This window comes from Mesorhizobium sp. AA22, from assembly GCF_001672375.2.
Lineage (GTDB): Bacteria > Pseudomonadota > Alphaproteobacteria > Rhizobiales > Rhizobiaceae > Mesorhizobium > Mesorhizobium wenxiniae.
Genome location: NZ_CP048406.1, coordinates 5,539,522 through 5,555,818, shown reverse-complemented (window position 1 = coordinate 5,555,818; position 16,297 = coordinate 5,539,522). Strand labels below are relative to the sequence as shown.

The window sequence follows — 16,297 nt, the reverse complement described above, 5'->3', positions numbered from 1 at the left end:
ATCTATTCTCCGGATTGATCATGTGTCGGTTCTAGATTGATGTTCGGCAGCGCCGCGTTGAGACGCAGGACACTGAGTGATGGGGCTGCAGGCGGCATGCCGGCTGCGACGACCTCGTCGATCAATTTTGCCGCTGTGGTCGCTGTGGCAAGGAAGCCGATCGTTTCCAGTATATCGTCGGCGCCCCGGCGCATGGCGTCCTCGTTTCCCGCAACGGCGGAGCGCAGCGCCGTAAGAGCCGATCCATTCGAAAGATCGTCCCATTCCAGCCAGCCAGCATCAATGCCTTCCGCCAGATTGATCGCGTTGAGGTAATTCGCTTGCTTGAGGATCAGCCGGACGAGGGCTCGTTTTCTGCGACTGTCCAGGCGCGGCGCGAGGTGCAGTACGAACAGCGCTGGCTTGCCGCCATCGGCGACAAGTGCGTCCGCCATATGCGTCACCGCGTCGTCGCTCCCCGAAGCGGCGACCATTCGTGCGATCAGGATGTCGGCATTGTTGTCGGCGCCGAATTGCCAGGCTCCTATGAACTCAGGTTCGGTAGCATTGAACCGCGCGGCCAGGTCGACCAGATTGCAGGTCTCGAACAATTCGGCGCGACGCTTTTCCTGCGCCGGCGATTTCAACTTCGCCGGCGTGTAGATGCTGCGGCGGCGGATGAAGCCGGATTTGCCTTCGCTGATGAACGCGGCGAGTTCAGCTGCGGGATCACCCTCCCCGCCATCGTTTGAACGGCCGTGCTCTCCCAACCTTGCCAGCAGCCGGCCAGCCAGTTCGCGCACCTTGCCGGACCTGTCGGCGGAGAGGCTTTTAAGGAACGGCGCGTCCTCAGGATTCAGGCCGAAGCGCATGAGTTCGATCAGCGCAAGCCTGACCTCGGCGGACTCGCCTGACGCCTTGGCCTCGACCAGCAGTCGAGCCGAAGCCGGTTCACTGCGGCGCATGTCTGCCAGCGCGATGCGTCGCGCGGCGGGATAGAACTCATCCCAATTTTCCGCCGTCAGTTTCTCTAGTGGGGCATGTCTCTCCCCGTCGAAGCTTGCTTTCCAGTCGATCCAGGGAGCGTAGACGTCCGGACTGTTCTGATCCGAGGGCATCCAGTCCATCGGATGGAGGACAAAGCCGCGGCTGACGACAAGCGTCACCACGCGCGTCTTGCGTCTCGCGTCGACGGCGTGTTTCAGAGCGGCTCTCAACTGCGGCCGCAACCGCTCCGGCAGCATAGGGAGCGCAAGCCTGGGCAGCGGGGGACGGCGCTTGAGTGTTTTCGGCGCCGCAGGCCGCAGGGCGACGTCGAGCGCTTGTGCTGCGATTGCAAGGAGTCGACGCTCCTGCTCGTCGGGACTTGCACCGCCGGCGATCGTCTTCCAGGCGGTCGGAGCCAGATCGAAAGCGGCGCCGCCGGTGATCCAGCAATCGCGCATTGTCGCCAGGCCTGTTTGCTCGCCCTCGTTCACGACAGGTCAAGCCTCCCGAACCCGCTTTGCGCCGCCAGAAGGTCAAGCCGGGCGCCATCCCAGAGCGCTGCCGTGGCGGCAAGGTCGAGGCCGAGCAATGTTTGATTTACCGCGCCTGCGATCGGCAAGGCGATCCCTTGCGGATCATCCGCAGCCTGCCACCAGCCTGTGCCCCGGTCGTCGACCAGGATCGCACCAGGCGGCAGCATGAGAGGACAATCGGCAATCCAAGGTGCAGCATCCTGATAGGAAGCATGCGTGGCGAGTGGGTCCTTTGCAGCGCCGAAGCTGAAATCAGGCCACGCGCCGGATATCACTTCACCCATGCGCTCCGCCACCAGTGCGCGGAGCGGCTTGCGTGATGGATAGAAGACCAGCCGGGCATCGAAACGATCGCCCGGAGCAAAAGCGTTGGACCGGCGTCCGGCAGAAGCCGGAAAATAATCGAGCAGCACGGCAAATTGCGGGGTAGTGCTCTTCAGATCAAGCAGCCAGGTCGAATGGCTGACGAGACCGTCACGGCGGCTCTCGATCTTCTCGCCCAGAACTTCCCAGAAGCTTTCGACCTGTCTTGCATCGGGATTGGCCAGAACCTGTTCGCGGGTCTCAGAAGTCGATACGAGGCGCTTCAGCTCCGGATCGTCAGGCGCCGACCGCCACGCCTTGGCCAGCAGCACAAGCTTGCCGAGCTCGCGGATCGCCGCATCCGGTCTTTCTTCGCTGCGTAGCGCCATCAGCCGCGATGGGATCTCGTCGATGCGACCGGCAAGCGCGGTTGCCTTCATGTCGACCAGCCGCGCAGCAATCCGGCGGCAACGGTCGCTGCTGCCGTCGATAAAACCCGAAAGGCCAAGCCGCAACTGGTCGGTGATCCATTGGTCGAGTTCATCTAGCGCCGCCGACACTGCTTGTCGTGTGTCTTCCGCCCGCTTGCGCTGCGCTGCCTCACGACGCTCCACCGCCGCAACGTCTTCGACCGCGGCGCTCTGGTCCGTCCGTGCGGCTTCATCGATGCTCTTGGCTGCCGCGCCGGATGTCGATTGCCCTGGCGGTGGCGTCGTCTTCCTGCGCCGGCTGAGCCAGTCATTCACCCATTCCGGTATCGATTCAGCGGCTGTAAAACTGGCTGGCGCAGTGGCGGCAATCCACATCAGGGCCAGCGTGTGCTTGCACGGGAATTTTCGCGACGGGCAGGTGCATTTGTAGCCGTGGTCGCCTGTGTCGATCACCACCCGATAAGGATTGGAGCCGGAGCCCTGGCATTCACCCCAGATGAGCGCCTGCTGCTCATTCTTTTCCAGCCGCGGCCAGCTCGATCGTTTGGTTAGCTTGGAGGCGGCGCTCAGCGACGCCTGATCGGGGGCAAGCGCCTCGATGGTCTTCAAATCGAATTCCAAGCCGCGCCCCTCGTGACTCGAACCAAACGCCTGTCGCCAGGATAGATAGCCGTTTGTGAAGAATTATTGTAGCTCTCGTGAAGCGAAGATCGATACTTCTCGATCTTATCCTTATGCGGCCGAATTCACCTGGTCCGCAAGCGCGGTGCACCGCCATTTCGGCAGGCAGAGGATTTCAGCAAAACGGCGTTTGGCGTCGGCCAGCCCAGTTATGCGCTCAGTGGACGGGAGCAGGCCTTAGCCGCCATGCAACTGGTTCGCTTGGAGCGAGCCGTTCAGCCTTTGCCCTTCAGGTCGACAGGCCCGACACTTCAACGGGCGCTAACCTGCACGATCGCGCTCCAGCGGGCTGAATCTTTTTGGCGCCTTTTTGTGCGATTTGAACGGTGCGGTGCTTGACTCCTGCAACGCCTTGTGAAAAATTTTGCATCAGCTGATAAAAATATCTCGGGGCGGAAATGGTTGGTTTTGGAAACGGCCTCCTGCGCGACGATGAAACCAGTATGGCGACGCGTGCCGCCTGGCTTCATTATGCTGGTGGCCTGACCCAGTCGGAGGTCGCCAAGCGGCTTGGCCTGACCAGCCTCAAGGCGCATCGCCTCATCACCAAGGCCAATCAGGAGGGGTTGGTCAAAGTCTATATCGACGGCGAAGTGTCGGAATGCGTCGCGCTTGAAGACGATTTGTCCAGCCGCTACGGCCTCGACTATTGCGAAGTCGTTCCCGACTTCGATGGCGAAGACCTGCCGCTTAAGGCGCTTGGCATTGCCGGCGCGCAATTTCTCAAGCGTGAGATCGAGCGCGGCGAGGATACGCTGATCGGCGTCGGTCACGGCCGCACGCTGGCCGCCTGCGTGGAGTATCTGCCGCGCATATCTGCCGAAAAGACCCGCTTCGTCTCACTGCTTGGCGGCCTGACACGCAAATTCTCGGCCAATCCGCACGACGTCATTCACCGCCTGGCCGAACGGACCGGCGCGGAAGCCTATGTGATGCCGGTGCCGATGTTCGCCAACACGGTCGAGGATCGAACCGTGCTGCTCGGGCAGAAAGGCATCAGTGAGGTCTTCGATCTTGGCAAGGCCGCCGACCTGCTCATTGCCGGCATCGGCACCGCCGAGCGCGAGGCGTCGCTGGTCGCCACCGGCATGATCGAAAAGGGCGAAATGGAAGAGATTCGCCGCAATGGCGGCGTCGGCGAACTGCTCGGCCATTTCTTCGACGATGCTGGAAAGGCGGTCGAGACGACCCTTTCCAACCGGGCGCTGGCGCTGGCGCGCGAAGACATCAGCAATCGCAGGATTGTCGCCGTCGCCGGCGGCAAGGTGAAGGTTCGTGCCATCAAGTCGGTGTTGGAGGGCCGCTATCTCAAGGGCTTGGTCACCGATGAGCGGACGGCGCGATCACTCGTGGAGCAGAAGTCGGTCGGGTAGCCGGCAGCCATTCGATTGAAACTACCCTGTGGAGGAGAAGACAAATGCATGAGAAAGAAAAAGACCTGATCGACGCGTTCCTGCGCGGACAAGTCGATCGTCGTGGGCTGATCAAAGGCCTCGGCGCAATGGGCCTTGCCGCCGGCACTGCCGGCACGCTGCTCAATCTGGGGCAGACCCGCGCACTGGCGGCGGATTTCGACTGGCAGGCGCACAAGGGCAAGACCATCAAGCTCTTGCTCAACAAGCATCCTTACGCCGATGCGATGATCGCCAACCTTGAAAACTTCAAGAAGTTGACCGGCATGGAGGTCGTCTACGACGTCTTCCCGGAAGACGTCTATTTCGACAAGGTCACCGCTGCGCTGTCGGCCAACTCGCCTGAATACGATGCCTTCATGACCGGCGCCTACATGACCTGGACCTACGGCCCGGCCGGCTGGATCACCGACCTCAACGAGTGGATCAAGGATCCGACCAAGACCAACGTGAACTATGCCTGGGACGACTTCCTGCCCGGTGTCAGGAAGTCCTGCGCCTGGAACGGCCAGCCCGGCGGAGTGCTCGGCTCCGACGACGCTAAGCAGTGGTGCATTCCGTGGGGCTTCGAACAGAACAACATCACCTACAACAAGGGTATGTTTGACAAGGTCGGCGTCGGCGTTCCCGGCAATATGGACGAGATGGTCGCTACGGCGGCCAAGCTTACCAAGGATGTCGGTGGTGGCGTCTACGGCATCGGCGTGCGCGGCTCGCGCTCCTGGGCGACGATCCATCCCGGCTTCCTCTCGGCTTATGCCAACTTTGACCAGAAGGACCTGAATGTCTCGGCCGACGGCAAATTGTCGGCCGCGATGAACACCGCCGAATCCAAGGCCTTCCACAAGCAGTGGGTTCAGATGATCCAGGAGAGCGGCCCCAAGGACTGGTCGACCTATACCTGGTATCAGGTCGGCACCGATCTTGGCGCCGGCGCCTCGGCGATGATTTTCGACGCCGACATCCTCGGCTACTTCATGAATGGCGGCGACAACAAGATGGCAGGCAAGCTCGCCTTCTCCGCCTTCAAGGCCAATCCCGCCGCCAAGGCGCCGACGCCCAACATCTGGATCTGGTCGCTGTCGATGTCCAATTTCTCGAAGGATAAGGACGCCACCTGGTACTTCATGCAATGGGCATCCGGGCCCGAGCATGCACTGTTCGGCGCGACCAAGATGGACTTCGTCAATCCGGTCCGTCAGTCGGTCTGGAACGACGAGATGTTCCGCGAGAAGCTGAACAAGAGCTACCCGGGTTATGTCGAGATGTTCGACGTCTCGGCGCCCGGCGCCAGCATCAAGTTCACACCGCAGCCGCTGTTCTTCGATCTCACCACCGAATGGGCGGCGACGCTGCAGAAGATGGTGGCCAAGGAAGTGCCCGTCGACGAAGGCATCGACATGTTGGCCACCAGCATCGATGGCCAGCTCAAGGAAGCCGGGCTCGGCTAAGTCCTGGCGAACGGCTGGCCCGCTATTGCGGGCCAGCCGGCCATTCCACTGCGAAGCGGCGCCTGGAGCATCGGACCCAAAAGTGGAAACCGGTTTTGGGAAAATCCGATGCTCAAACACTGGCGGTACCGCCACTCGCCCAACCGGCCGCCTAGCTCCCTGGGCGGTCGGCAGGGCGAAGCAACAGAGATGATGGAACAGCACGATGACTGCGGCGACCATGCAAAGAAACAAGCCTTCCGGCTTCAGGATCAGCAAGAGGGTGCTGCCTTATGTGCTCAGCCTGCCGGCCTTGCTCGTCTGCATCGGTATCCTGATCCCGTTCTTCACATCGGTCGTCTATTCGTTCCAGCGCTACCGGCTGAGCCAGCCCTGGGCGCGTCAGTTCAACTGGGGCGACAATTACATCTCTTTTTTCACCGACCCGAAGTTCTGGAACACGCTGGAGATATCGCTGCTCTATGCCGGTATCACCGTCCTGCTCGAACTGCTTCTCGGTCTCGGCATCGCCATGCTCTTGCAGAAGCGCTCGACGTTGAACAACTTCATCTCGATCATGCTGCTGATGCCGCTGATGACGGCGCCGGCGCTTGCCGCGCTGATGTGGAAGCTGATGACCAATCCCGGCTTCGGCGTGCTGAGCTATCTCGCCAGTCTGATCGGACTGCACGATTTCCGCTGGGCCTCGTCGCCGTCGACCGCGCTTTTCACCGTGGTCCTTGTCGACATCTGGGTCTACACGCCCTTCATCATGATCCTGCTGCTTGCCGGCCTGCGCAGCCTGCCGACGCAGCCCTTCGAGGCGGCAGCACTTGACGGCGTGCCGAGGAGTTTCGTGTTCTTCCGCATTACCTTGCCGATGCTGATGCCCTACATCCTGACGGCGACGCTGTTCCGTCTGCTTGATTCCATCCAGCAGTTCGACATCATCTATGCCATGACCCAGGGCGGTCCGGGCGACACGCTGACCGTCTTCCAGGTCGAGGCCTATCTCAACTTCTTCCAGTCGACCAATGTCGGCCGCTCGGCAGCGCTGATGATCATCCTGTGGGCAATCACCTATTTCCTCTCGAATATCTTCATCAAGAATTGGCTGCGGCTGCGCGAACGCGCCCGCGGCCAGGCATAGGAGGCTGAGATGGAACACACCTCGCTTCTCGAACGCACACTGCGCGGCATAGCGCTGACACTGGTCGTGATCTTCTTCATGTTCCCGATCGTCTGGATCCTAATGATGTCGTTCCAGACCAACGAAACCATCTTGCGGATTCCGCCACAGCTTGTCTTCAAGCCGACGCTGGCCAACTACACCGCGCTGATCACCGGAACGCTGACGACGGCGGCCGGCACGCTCGACATCGCCTTCATGCGCAACCTCTGGAATTCGGTGTTCCTGTCGGTCACCTCGGTCGCCGTCGCGCTGCTGCTCGGCGTTCCGGCGGCCTACGCCTTTGCACGGCATAAGTTTCGCGGCTCGGAAGACATTGCCTTTACGCTGCTGTCGTTCCGGTTCGCGCCCGCGCTGCTGGTGCTCCTGCCGCTGACCCTCTATTTCCAGAAGCTTGGACTGGCCAACACCTATATCGGGCTGATCTGGGTCTATCAGCTGATCTGCCTGCCGCTGATCCTATGGATCGTGCGCGGCTATTTCGAGGACATCCCGGCCGACATCGAATATGCCTATCGCATCGCCGGCCATTCCTGGTTCGCCACCTTCCGCAAGATCGCGCTGCCGCTCGCCGGCCCGGGCATTGCGGCTGCCGGCCTGCTCGCATTCATCTTCGCCTGGAACAATTTCGTCTTCGCGCTCGTGCTCGCCTCGGCCGACAAGCAGCCGGTGACAGTCGGTGCGCTGGCCTTCATCACCTCCTCCGGCATCCAGTATGGCCAGATCTCGGCGGCGATCGTGCTTTCGATCACGCCGACGCTGGCGCTCGCCCTCTATGCACAGCGCTATCTCGTCGAAGGCCTGTCGCTCGGCGCGGTAAAGGGATAGTTCTCATGGCCAGCCTCGAACTGCGAAATGTCGTCAAGCGCTACAAGAGCCAGACTGTTCTCGACAATCTGTCGCTGACCGTCGCCGACGGCGAAACCCTTGTCCTGTTCGGACCGTCCGGCGCCGGCAAGACGGTGCTGCTGCGGCTGGTCGCCGGTGTTATCGACCCGGACGAGGGAAAGATCTTCATCGGCGGCGAGGATATGACCGATCTTGACGCCGAGTTCCGCGGCGTCGGCATGGCGTTCCAGAATTTCGCACTGTTTCCGCACATGACCGCCTTCGACAACATCGCCACGCCGCTACAGGCCAAGCGTTCGTCGCAGAGTGCGATGAAGGCGGGCGTCGAGAGCGCCGCTAAGCTGCTGAAGATCGGCCACGTGCTCAGCCACAAGCCACGGGCGCTGTCCAATGGCCAGAAGCAGCGTACCGCGCTCGCCCGCGCTCTGGTCGGCGCGCCGCCGGTTCTCCTGCTCGACGACCCCTTGCGCAACGTCGATGCCAAACTGCGCTTCGAAATGCGGCTCGAATTGCCGAGGCTGCTGGCCGACCGTGGCGCGACCGTCGTCTACGTCACCCAGGACTACAAGGAGGCAATGGCGCTCGGCGACCGCATCGCGGTGATGTCGCAAGGCGTCATCAAGCAGCTCGGCACACCCGAGCAGATCTATCGTGAGCCGGCGAACATCGAGATCGCGCGGCTGTTTGGCGACCCGACCATCAACCTGCTCGACGTCAAGCCGTCGCGCGATGCCAAGGGCATCTATGTCGGCCTGTCGAACGTCCAGGTTCATCTGACGGGTGCCTATGACGCGACGGTCGGCCGCGACTGCGTGATCGGCTTACGGCCCGAAGCCCTGAGCTTCGTCGACGAAGGAACGCCCGCTGCCATTCCGGTGACGGTCGAGGCGGAGACGCCGCTCAATGAAAAGATCGTCACGCTGGTGCGCACCGTGCGCGGCCGTGAAATCCTGGTCTCCCGGCCGGCCGGAACACCGGGTCAGACCGAGGGCAGGGCTCATATCGCCGTCGACGGCAAAAGCGCCCTGCTGTTCGATCAGGCGAGCGGCGACAGAATCGGCGCCAGGAACGTCGTCAATTTGCGCAGCGGAGAAGCGGCATGATCCCGAGCGCACTCACCATTTCCGGCGTCGACAAGTTCTATGGTCCGATCGACAGGGGCGTGCACGCCGTCCAGAACCTGACGATGGAAATCGGCAGGGGCGAGATCGTCGCATTGCTCGGCTCGTCCGGCTGCGGCAAGACCTCGACATTGCGCATGATCGCCGGTTTCGAGGAGGTGTCGCGCGGCACTATCTCGGTTGCCGGCCGCAAGGTGCACACGCTGCCTCCGGTCAAGCGCAATGTGGCGATGGCGTTCGAGGGCTATTCGCTCTATCCGCCGCTGACCGTGCGCGAGAACATGGCGTTTGCGCTGAAGGCGGCCAAACTGCGGAAAAGCGACGTCGATGCGAAGGTTGCCAGCATCGCCAAGCTGCTCGAGATCGAGGACATTCTGGAGCGCTATCCAAGCTCCATCTCCGGCGGCCAGCAGCAGCGCGCCAGCCTCGGCCGGGCGCTGATCCGCGAGGCGGATCTTCATCTGCTGGACGAACCGATGGGCCAGCTCGAACCGCAACTTCGCGCCGTGCTGCGCGGCCGCATCAAGCACTTCATCAAGGAGCGCGGCTTGACCGCGATCCTCGTCACCCACGACCAGACAGAGGCCAATGCGCTTGCCGACCGGATCGCGGTCATGGAAGGCGGCGTGCTGCAGCAATTCGACACGCCCGACATGCTCAAGCAGCGGCCGGCCAACCTGTTCACCGGCACCTTCGTCGGCGAGCCGCCGATGAATGTCTTCGAGGCCTATGTCGGCACGGCTGCCGACAAGATCAATCTGCGGCTGCCCGACGGACTTTCGCTCGACTATGACAAGGACGCGTTCAGCGGCTCGGTTCGCGACGAATTGCTCAAACGGCAGCGGGTCGTCATCGGCATAAGGCCTTACGCGGTTCGCCGCTCGAAGGACGGCGTGCCGGCAACGGTTTCGGCCAACCAGTGGCTCGGCGACCAGACGCATATCGCGGCGGATTTCGCCGGCGGTTCGCTCGTTCTGGTCGAACATGACCGGACCCGGCTGGAGCTTGGCGCGCCGATCAATATCAGCATCGATCCGAAAAACCTGCACGTCTTCGATCAGTCCAGCGGCATGGCCATTTCGCACGGCATGGAGCTTGCCTGATGCGGGATGTGCTGATCGGCATCGACGCCGGCACGTCTGTCATCAAGTCCGTCGCCTTCGACACGGCGGGCCGGCAGCTCGCGGCCACGGCGTTGCCGAACCGGTATGAGACCTTGCCGGGCGGCGGCGCCGAGCAGGATCTGGCGCGCACCTGGGCCGATACCGCGACCACCTTGCGCCAGCTTGCCGACAAGGTGCCGGACCTTGCCAGCCGCACCATTGCCATCGCCGTGACCGGGCAGGGCGATGGCACCTGGCTGATCAACAAGGAGGGTGAGCCGGTCGCGAAGGGCTGGCTGTGGCTCGACGCGCGCGCTGCCGCGATCGTCGAGGAGATCCGCGCGCGGCCCGATGACCGGCTCCGTTTCGAAAAGACCGGCAGCGGGCTGGCCGCCTGTCAGCAGGGGCCGCAGCTTGCCTTCATGAAGCGCAACGCGCCTGACATGCTTGGCAAGGCGGCGACGGCATTCCATTGCAAGGACTGGCTCTATTTCAACCTGACCGGGGAACGCGCCACCGATCCGTCAGAGGGGACCTTCACCTTTGGCGACTTCCGCACTCGTGGCTATTGCGACGATGTGCTTGAGGTGCTCGGCGTCGCTGATCTCAGGCATCTGCTGCCGCCGATCGTCGACGGCACCAGGCATAGCGCCGGCCTCTCGGCGGCGGCTGCCGAAGGGACCGGGCTGCTTTCCGGTACGCCGGTGGTGCTGGCCTATGTCGACGTGGCCTGCACCGCGCTCGGCGCCGGCCTGCTCGACCGCGAGCGCAAGCCCGGCTGCTCCATCATCGGCTCCACCGGCATGCATATGCGGCTTGCGGAGACGCCGGACGAGGTGCTGCTCAACGAGGCGGCGACCGGCTACACGATGACGATGCCGACGCCCGGCGTCTTTGCGCAGATGCAGTCGAACATGGCGGCGACACTCAACATCGATTGGGTCCTTAGCCTCGCCTCCGGCATTCTCGCCTCGCAAGGCATTACGCGCACCAATGGCGAGATGATCGCGCTGGTCGATCAGTGGATATCCGTATCCGAGCCGGCCTCGCTGCTCTATCAGCCCTACGTGTCGGAGGCCGGCGAGCGGGGGCCGTTCGTCGATGCCAATGCCAGGGCCGGTTTCGTCGGCATTTCGTCGCGGCACGGTTATGCCGACATGGTCCGCGCCGTTTTCGAGGGGTTGGCATTTGCGTCGCGCGATTGCTACGCCGCCATGGGGCCGCTGCCGAGCGAGATCCGGCTGACAGGCGGTGCGGCCAGGAGCCCGGCTCTGCGCAAGATCCTGGGCGCTGTCGTCGGCGCCGACATTCGCACCAGCCAACGCGAGGAAGCCGGTGCGGCGGGCGCCGCGATGATCGCTGCGGTTTGCGTCGGCCAATACAGGTCGATGGACGAATGCGTAGGCGAATGGGTCACGCCGCTGCTTGGCGCGGCGGAACCGCGCGACCGAAAACTTGCCGCGATCTATGAGCGGGTGGCTCCGTCCTACACATTGGCGCATGAGGCGCTGCGGCCGGTCTGGCGGTCGATGGCCGCATCCAGGGCAAACTGAGAAGTCGAGCATGCGTAAGAAGATTGCAATCATTGGCGACCGCTTCATGCTTCCCGAGGTGTTTCGCGAGAAAATCGAGAAGGCCTGCGGCGACAATCTCGACATTCGTACCCTTGAGACAGCGTGGCCCGACGAGCCGATGGAGTTCGGCAATGCGGCGCTCGGCCTCGACAAGGTCAAGGAGTATTTTGGCGATCCGGACGAGGTGGTCGATTTCATCGGCGACGCCGAGATATTCGTCACCCAGCTTGCGCCGCTCTCCGAGACCATGATGCAGCGCCTGCCCACACTCAAACTGGTTGCGGTATCGCGCGGCGGCCCGATCAACATCGACATGGCTGCCGCCAAGGCCCACGGCGTCACCGTCGTCAATGTGCCCGGCCGCAATGCAAGTGCGGTGGCCGAGTTCACCATCGGTGCCATCCTTGCCGAGACGCGGCTGATCCGGGTCGGGCACGAAGCCTTGCGCAAAGGGGAATGGCGCGGCGATCTCTACCGGGCCGACCGCACCGGCCGCGAGCTCAACGAAATGACCGTCGGCGTTATCGGCTACGGCAATATCGGCACCAAGGTTGTCCGCCTGCTGCGCGCGTTCGGCTGCCGCATCCTGGTCACCGATCCCTACGTGCAACTGAGCGCCGAAGACCGCAATGGCGGCGTCGAACTGGTCGCGCTCGACGATCTCCTGTCCCGCTCCGATGTGGTCACGCTTCATCCCCGGGTGACTGAGGAGACCCGCAGACTGATCAACAAGGACACCATCGCCCGAATGAAGCCTGGGGTGATCTTCGTCAACACGGCGCGCGGGCCGCTGGTCGACTACAACGCGCTTTACGATGCGCTCGTCTCAGGCCATATCGGCAGCGCGATGCTGGAGACGTTCGCGGTCGAGCCGGTGCCTGCGGACTGGCCGCTGCTGCAGCTTCCGAACGTCACGCTGACGCCGCATATCGCCGGCGCATCGGTGCGCACGGTGACCTATGCGGCCGAGCAGGCGGCCGAAGAGGTGCGCCGCTTCATCGCCGGGCTCCCACCGGTCAATCCATGCTGAAGGTCGCGGCAGCCATGAAACACAATCCAGACACCGAGGACCCGGCGAGATGAGCGGCGCCACTGAAATCGTCGACCTCTTCGTTATCGGCGGCGGTGTCAACGGCGCCGGCATCGCGCGCGACGCAGCCGGCCGCGGCTTGTCCGTCATTCTGTGCGAGAAGGACGATCTGGCCGAAGGCACCAGTTCGCGATCGGGAAAGCTCGTCCATGGCGGCCTGCGCTATCTTGAATATTACGAATTCCGGCTGGTGCGCGAGGCGCTGATCGAGCGCGAAGTGCTGCTTGAATCCGCTCCGCACATTATCTGGCCGATGCGCTTCGTGCTGCCGCACAGCCCTGACGACCGGCCGGCATGGCTGGTCCGGCTCGGCCTGTTCCTCTACGATCATCTCGGCGGCCGCAAGCGGCTGCCGGCCACCCGCACGCTCAACCTGCGCACCGCGCCCGAAGGCGCGCCGATCAAGGATGTGTTCAAGCGCGGTTTCGAATATTCCGATTGCTGGGTCGACGATGCCCGTCTCGTCATCATCAATGCGCTCGATGCCGCGGAGCGCGGAGCCAAGATCCTTGCCCGGACCGCCTGCACCGCCGCCCGCCGTGAAAACGGCCTGTGGTCGGTCGAGATGCGCGACAGCCGAACCGGCGTGACGACAACGGTTCGGGCACGGGCGCTGATCAACGCCGCCGGTCCCTGGGTCAACGATATCATCAACCGCGTGGCCGGCCAGAACTCCAAACGAAATGTGCGCCTGGTCAAGGGCAGCCACATCGTCGTGCCGAAATTCTGGGAGGGGCGGCAGGCCTATCTCGTCCAGAACAGCGACAAGCGCGTGATCTTCATCAACCCTTACCAGAACGATCTGGCGCTGATCGGTACCACCGACATCCCCTATGACGGGCGGCCGGAAGATGTGAAGGCTGATAGCAGCGAGATCGACTACCTGATCAAAATCGTCAACCGCTACTTCAAGCGCGAACTTGCCCGCGACGATGTCATCTACTCGTTTTCCGGCGTCCGGCCGCTCTATGACGACAACGCCGACAACCCCAGCGCGGTAACGCGCGATTATATTTTCGAGCTCGACGCATCGGCCGGGCAGGCGCCGTTGCTGTCCGTCTTCGGCGGCAAGATCACCACCTTCCGCAAATTGGCCGAGCACGCGCTGGATAGGATCGCCCCGTTCTTTCCGAAAATGGGCACGCCATGGACATCGAAAGGCTATCTGCCGGGTGGCGATATCGCTAATGCCGACTTCGAGCAGTTTCTCGGCGATCTCGGCCGCGAATATCCCTGGATGCCGGCATCGCTGGTCAAGCATTATGGCCGGCTCTATGGCACCAGGACGCGCGTTCTGGTCGGTGCGGCCAGGTCAGTCGCCGATCTGGGGCGGTGCTTCGGCAAGGATTTTTTCGAACGCGAAGCCAATTATTTGTTCGAATATGAATGGGCGCTGACCGCTGCCGACATTCTCGAACGGCGCACCAAGCATGAGCTGCATCTGTCCGCCGCAGAAAGAGCCGCCTTCGAGGACTGGTGCGCGAGCCGGCTGGTGAAAGCAAGCTGATGGCCTTTACGCTTTCTCTCAACACAAATCCGCTGGTCAACCGTTTCGCCGAACCGGACGATCTGATCGATGCGATCGCTTACGACATCGGCATCCGGGACGTGCAGCTCACGCATGAATTCGTCAATCCCGGCTGGCCGGCGGCGACGATCTCGAAATTCATCCGCCTGTTCCGCAACGCGCTCGACCGCACTGGCGTGCGCGTGACGTCGGGGATGACCGGCCCTTATGGGCGGCTCAACCATTTCGGCCATCCGGACGCCGATGTGCGCCGCTACTATGTCGATTGGTTCAAGACCTTTGCCGACATTTCGGCCGAGCTCGGCGCGACCGGTCTGGGGACCCAGTTCGCTATCTTCACGCACAGGGATTTCGACGATCCCGAGCGCCGCGCGCGGCTGTTCGACATCGCGCTGGAATGCTGGCGCGAGGTCGCCGAGCACGCCAAAGCGGCCGGTTTAACCTATCTGTTCTGGGAGCCGATGTCGGTCGGGCGCGAATTCGGCCATACAATCGACAGCTGCCGGGTACTGCACAACGAGATCGAGGCAGCCGGCATGGCCATCCCGATGAAGATGATGGTCGACATTGACCATGGCGACGTGACGTCAAGCAATCCGGCCGACATCGACCCCTATGCCTGGGCCGAAGCCTTCCCCAACGTATCGCCGATCATCCACGTCAAGCAGTCGTCGATGAACAAGGGCGGTCATTGGCCGTTCATCGCCGCCTACAACCAGGACGGCCGCATCACGCCGGAAAAATTCCTGGAGACGGTTCGCCGCGGCGGCGGCGTCGACAACGAGATCTGCCTCGAACTGTCGTTTCGCGAGCGCGAGCCGGTCGATCACCAGGTCGTCGCCATGATCCGCGAGTCGGTCGACTACTGGGCGCCGTTCATCGAGACCGGCAGGGCGGCACTCCTGCCGCGAGACGGGCAGGGTACGGCCCCTGCCCGTTGAACCGGGCCGCCCCGGTCAGATGAAGCCGGCCGAACTCAGCCGAATTTCGGATCGAGACTGCCCGACTTGTAGCGCTTGGCCATTTCCGAGACCGGCAGCGGCTTGATCTTGGGAGCGTTGCCGGCGGTGCCGAACTGCTCGAAGCGCTCCTTGCACAGCTTCCTCATGGCGGCCATAGCCGGCGTCAGATACTTGCGCGGGTCGAATTCGCTCGGGTTTTCGGTCAGCACCTTGCGGATCGCGCCGGTCAGCGCCATGCGGTTATCGGTGTCGATGTTGATCTTGCGCACGCCATGCTTGATGCCGCGCTGGATCTCCTCGACCGGCACGCCCCATGTCGGCTTCATCTGGCCGCCATATTTGTTGATGATCTCCTGCAGTTCTTCCGGCACCGAGGACGAGCCGTGCATGACCAGGTGCATGTTGGGCAGGCGGCGATGGATTTCCTCGATCACGTTCATGGCCAGAACAGCGCCGTCCGGCTTGCGCGAGAATTTATAGGCGCCGTGGCTGGTGCCCATGGCGACGGCCAGCGCGTCGACATGTGTGTCCTTGACGAACTGCACCGCCTGTTCCGGATCGGTCAGCAACTGGTCGTGGCTGACAGCGCCTTCGACACCATGGCCGTCTTCCTGTTCGCCGCCGCCCATCTCCAGCGAACCGAGAACGCCGATCTCGCCTTCTACCGACACGCCGCCCCAATGCGCCATATCGACGACGCGGCCCGTGATGCCCGAATTATAATCGTAATCGGCCGGCGTCTTGCCGTCCTCTTTCAGCGAGCCGTCCATCATCACCGAGGTGAAGCCATACTGGATCGCGGTCACGCAGGTGGCTTCGTTGTTGCCGTGGTCGAGATGCATGCAGACCGGGATATCGGGGTGGATCTCGACCAGCGCGTCGATCAGCTTGGCCAGCACGACGTCGTTGGCATAGGCGCGGGCGCCGCGGCTCGCCTGCAGAATAACAGGCGATTTGGTCTCCTCGGCGGCCTCCATGATGGCGAGGCCTTGTTCCATATTGTTCATGTTGAACGCAGGCACGCCATAGCCGTGTTCGGCGGCATGGTCGAGCAATTGTCTCAATGTGATGCGAGCCACCCAATAGTCTCCCGTATTTGGTTTCAAGCCTATGGTTGCGAGCCGT

Annotated in this window: 13 protein-coding genes; 10 read left to right on the top strand and 3 right to left on the bottom strand. The window is 62.6% G+C overall.

Annotated features, from left to right (window positions below; genetic code table 11):
* Positions 1-2 precede the first annotated feature (2 nt).
* Together A9K68_RS26495 and A9K68_RS26490 are read right to left on the bottom strand one after the other, a co-directional pair.
* Positions 3-1,457, bottom strand: coding sequence for a DUF5691 domain-containing protein (locus tag A9K68_RS26495; RefSeq protein ID WP_065008373.1), 1,455 nt, complete (start codon positions 1,455-1,457; stop codon positions 3-5).
* Positions 1,454-2,854 (bottom strand): SWIM zinc finger family protein, encoded by a 1,401-nt coding sequence (locus A9K68_RS26490; RefSeq protein ID WP_065008372.1) that lies wholly within the window; start codon positions 2,852-2,854, stop codon positions 1,454-1,456. The genes A9K68_RS26495 and A9K68_RS26490 overlap by 4 nt, the downstream gene beginning before the upstream one ends.
* 458 nt (positions 2,855-3,312) lie before the next feature.
* On the opposite strand from A9K68_RS26490, the gene A9K68_RS26485 reads away from it, so the two are divergent.
* The 10 genes from A9K68_RS26485 (at position 3,313) to A9K68_RS26440 (ending at position 15,151) form a co-directional block, all read left to right on the top strand.
* The gene (locus A9K68_RS26485) at positions 3,313-4,287 is read left to right on the top strand and encodes a sugar-binding transcriptional regulator (protein ID WP_065008371.1); all 975 of its coding nucleotides are present in this window, start codon (positions 3,313-3,315) and stop codon (positions 4,285-4,287) included.
* Between the two features lie 44 nt (positions 4,288-4,331).
* Entirely contained in the window at positions 4,332-5,777 is a 1,446-nt protein-coding gene (locus A9K68_RS26480) for an extracellular solute-binding protein (RefSeq protein ID WP_065008370.1), read from the top strand.
* A gap of 205 nt (positions 5,778-5,982) precedes the next feature.
* Positions 5,983-6,906 (top strand): sugar ABC transporter permease, encoded by a 924-nt coding sequence (locus tag A9K68_RS26475; RefSeq protein ID WP_029355248.1) that lies wholly within the window; start codon positions 5,983-5,985, stop codon positions 6,904-6,906.
* Positions 6,907-6,915: 9 nt separating this feature from the next.
* On the top strand, positions 6,916-7,773 hold the full coding sequence (locus A9K68_RS26470; protein WP_065008369.1) for a carbohydrate ABC transporter permease: 858 nt from the start codon (positions 6,916-6,918) through the stop codon (positions 7,771-7,773).
* 5 nt (positions 7,774-7,778) lie between these two features.
* Entirely contained in the window at positions 7,779-8,897 is a 1,119-nt protein-coding gene (locus tag A9K68_RS26465; RefSeq protein WP_065008368.1) for an ABC transporter ATP-binding protein, read from the top strand.
* Complete coding sequence (locus A9K68_RS26460) at positions 8,894-10,018, top strand: ABC transporter ATP-binding protein (RefSeq protein ID WP_029355254.1); 1,125 nt, start codon at positions 8,894-8,896, stop codon at positions 10,016-10,018. The genes A9K68_RS26465 and A9K68_RS26460 overlap by 4 nt, the downstream gene beginning before the upstream one ends.
* A complete protein-coding gene (locus A9K68_RS26455; RefSeq protein ID WP_065008367.1) occupies positions 10,018-11,571 on the top strand; it encodes an FGGY-family carbohydrate kinase in 1,554 nt (517 codons plus the stop codon). Before A9K68_RS26460 ends, A9K68_RS26455 begins: the two co-directional genes overlap by 1 nt.
* A gap of 10 nt (positions 11,572-11,581) precedes the next feature.
* Positions 11,582-12,622, top strand: coding sequence for a 2-hydroxyacid dehydrogenase (locus tag A9K68_RS26450; RefSeq protein ID WP_065008366.1), 1,041 nt, complete (start codon positions 11,582-11,584; stop codon positions 12,620-12,622).
* Positions 12,623-12,671: 49 nt separating this feature from the next.
* Positions 12,672-14,189 carry a glycerol-3-phosphate dehydrogenase gene (locus tag A9K68_RS26445; protein ID WP_065008365.1) on the top strand — a complete coding sequence of 506 codons (1,518 nt, stop codon included), beginning with the start codon at positions 12,672-12,674 and terminating at the stop codon, positions 14,187-14,189.
* Positions 14,189-15,151, top strand: a complete 963-nt coding sequence (locus A9K68_RS26440) for a TIM barrel protein (protein WP_065008417.1) — start codon at positions 14,189-14,191, stop codon at positions 15,149-15,151. The genes A9K68_RS26445 and A9K68_RS26440 overlap by 1 nt, the downstream gene beginning before the upstream one ends.
* Before the next feature lie 35 nt (positions 15,152-15,186).
* Here the strand turns inward: A9K68_RS26440 and fba are convergent, their stop codons facing one another.
* Positions 15,187-16,251, bottom strand: coding sequence for a class II fructose-bisphosphate aldolase (gene fba / locus A9K68_RS26435; protein WP_029355262.1), 1,065 nt, complete (start codon positions 16,249-16,251; stop codon positions 15,187-15,189).
* Between the last annotated feature and the right edge of the window lie 46 nt (positions 16,252-16,297).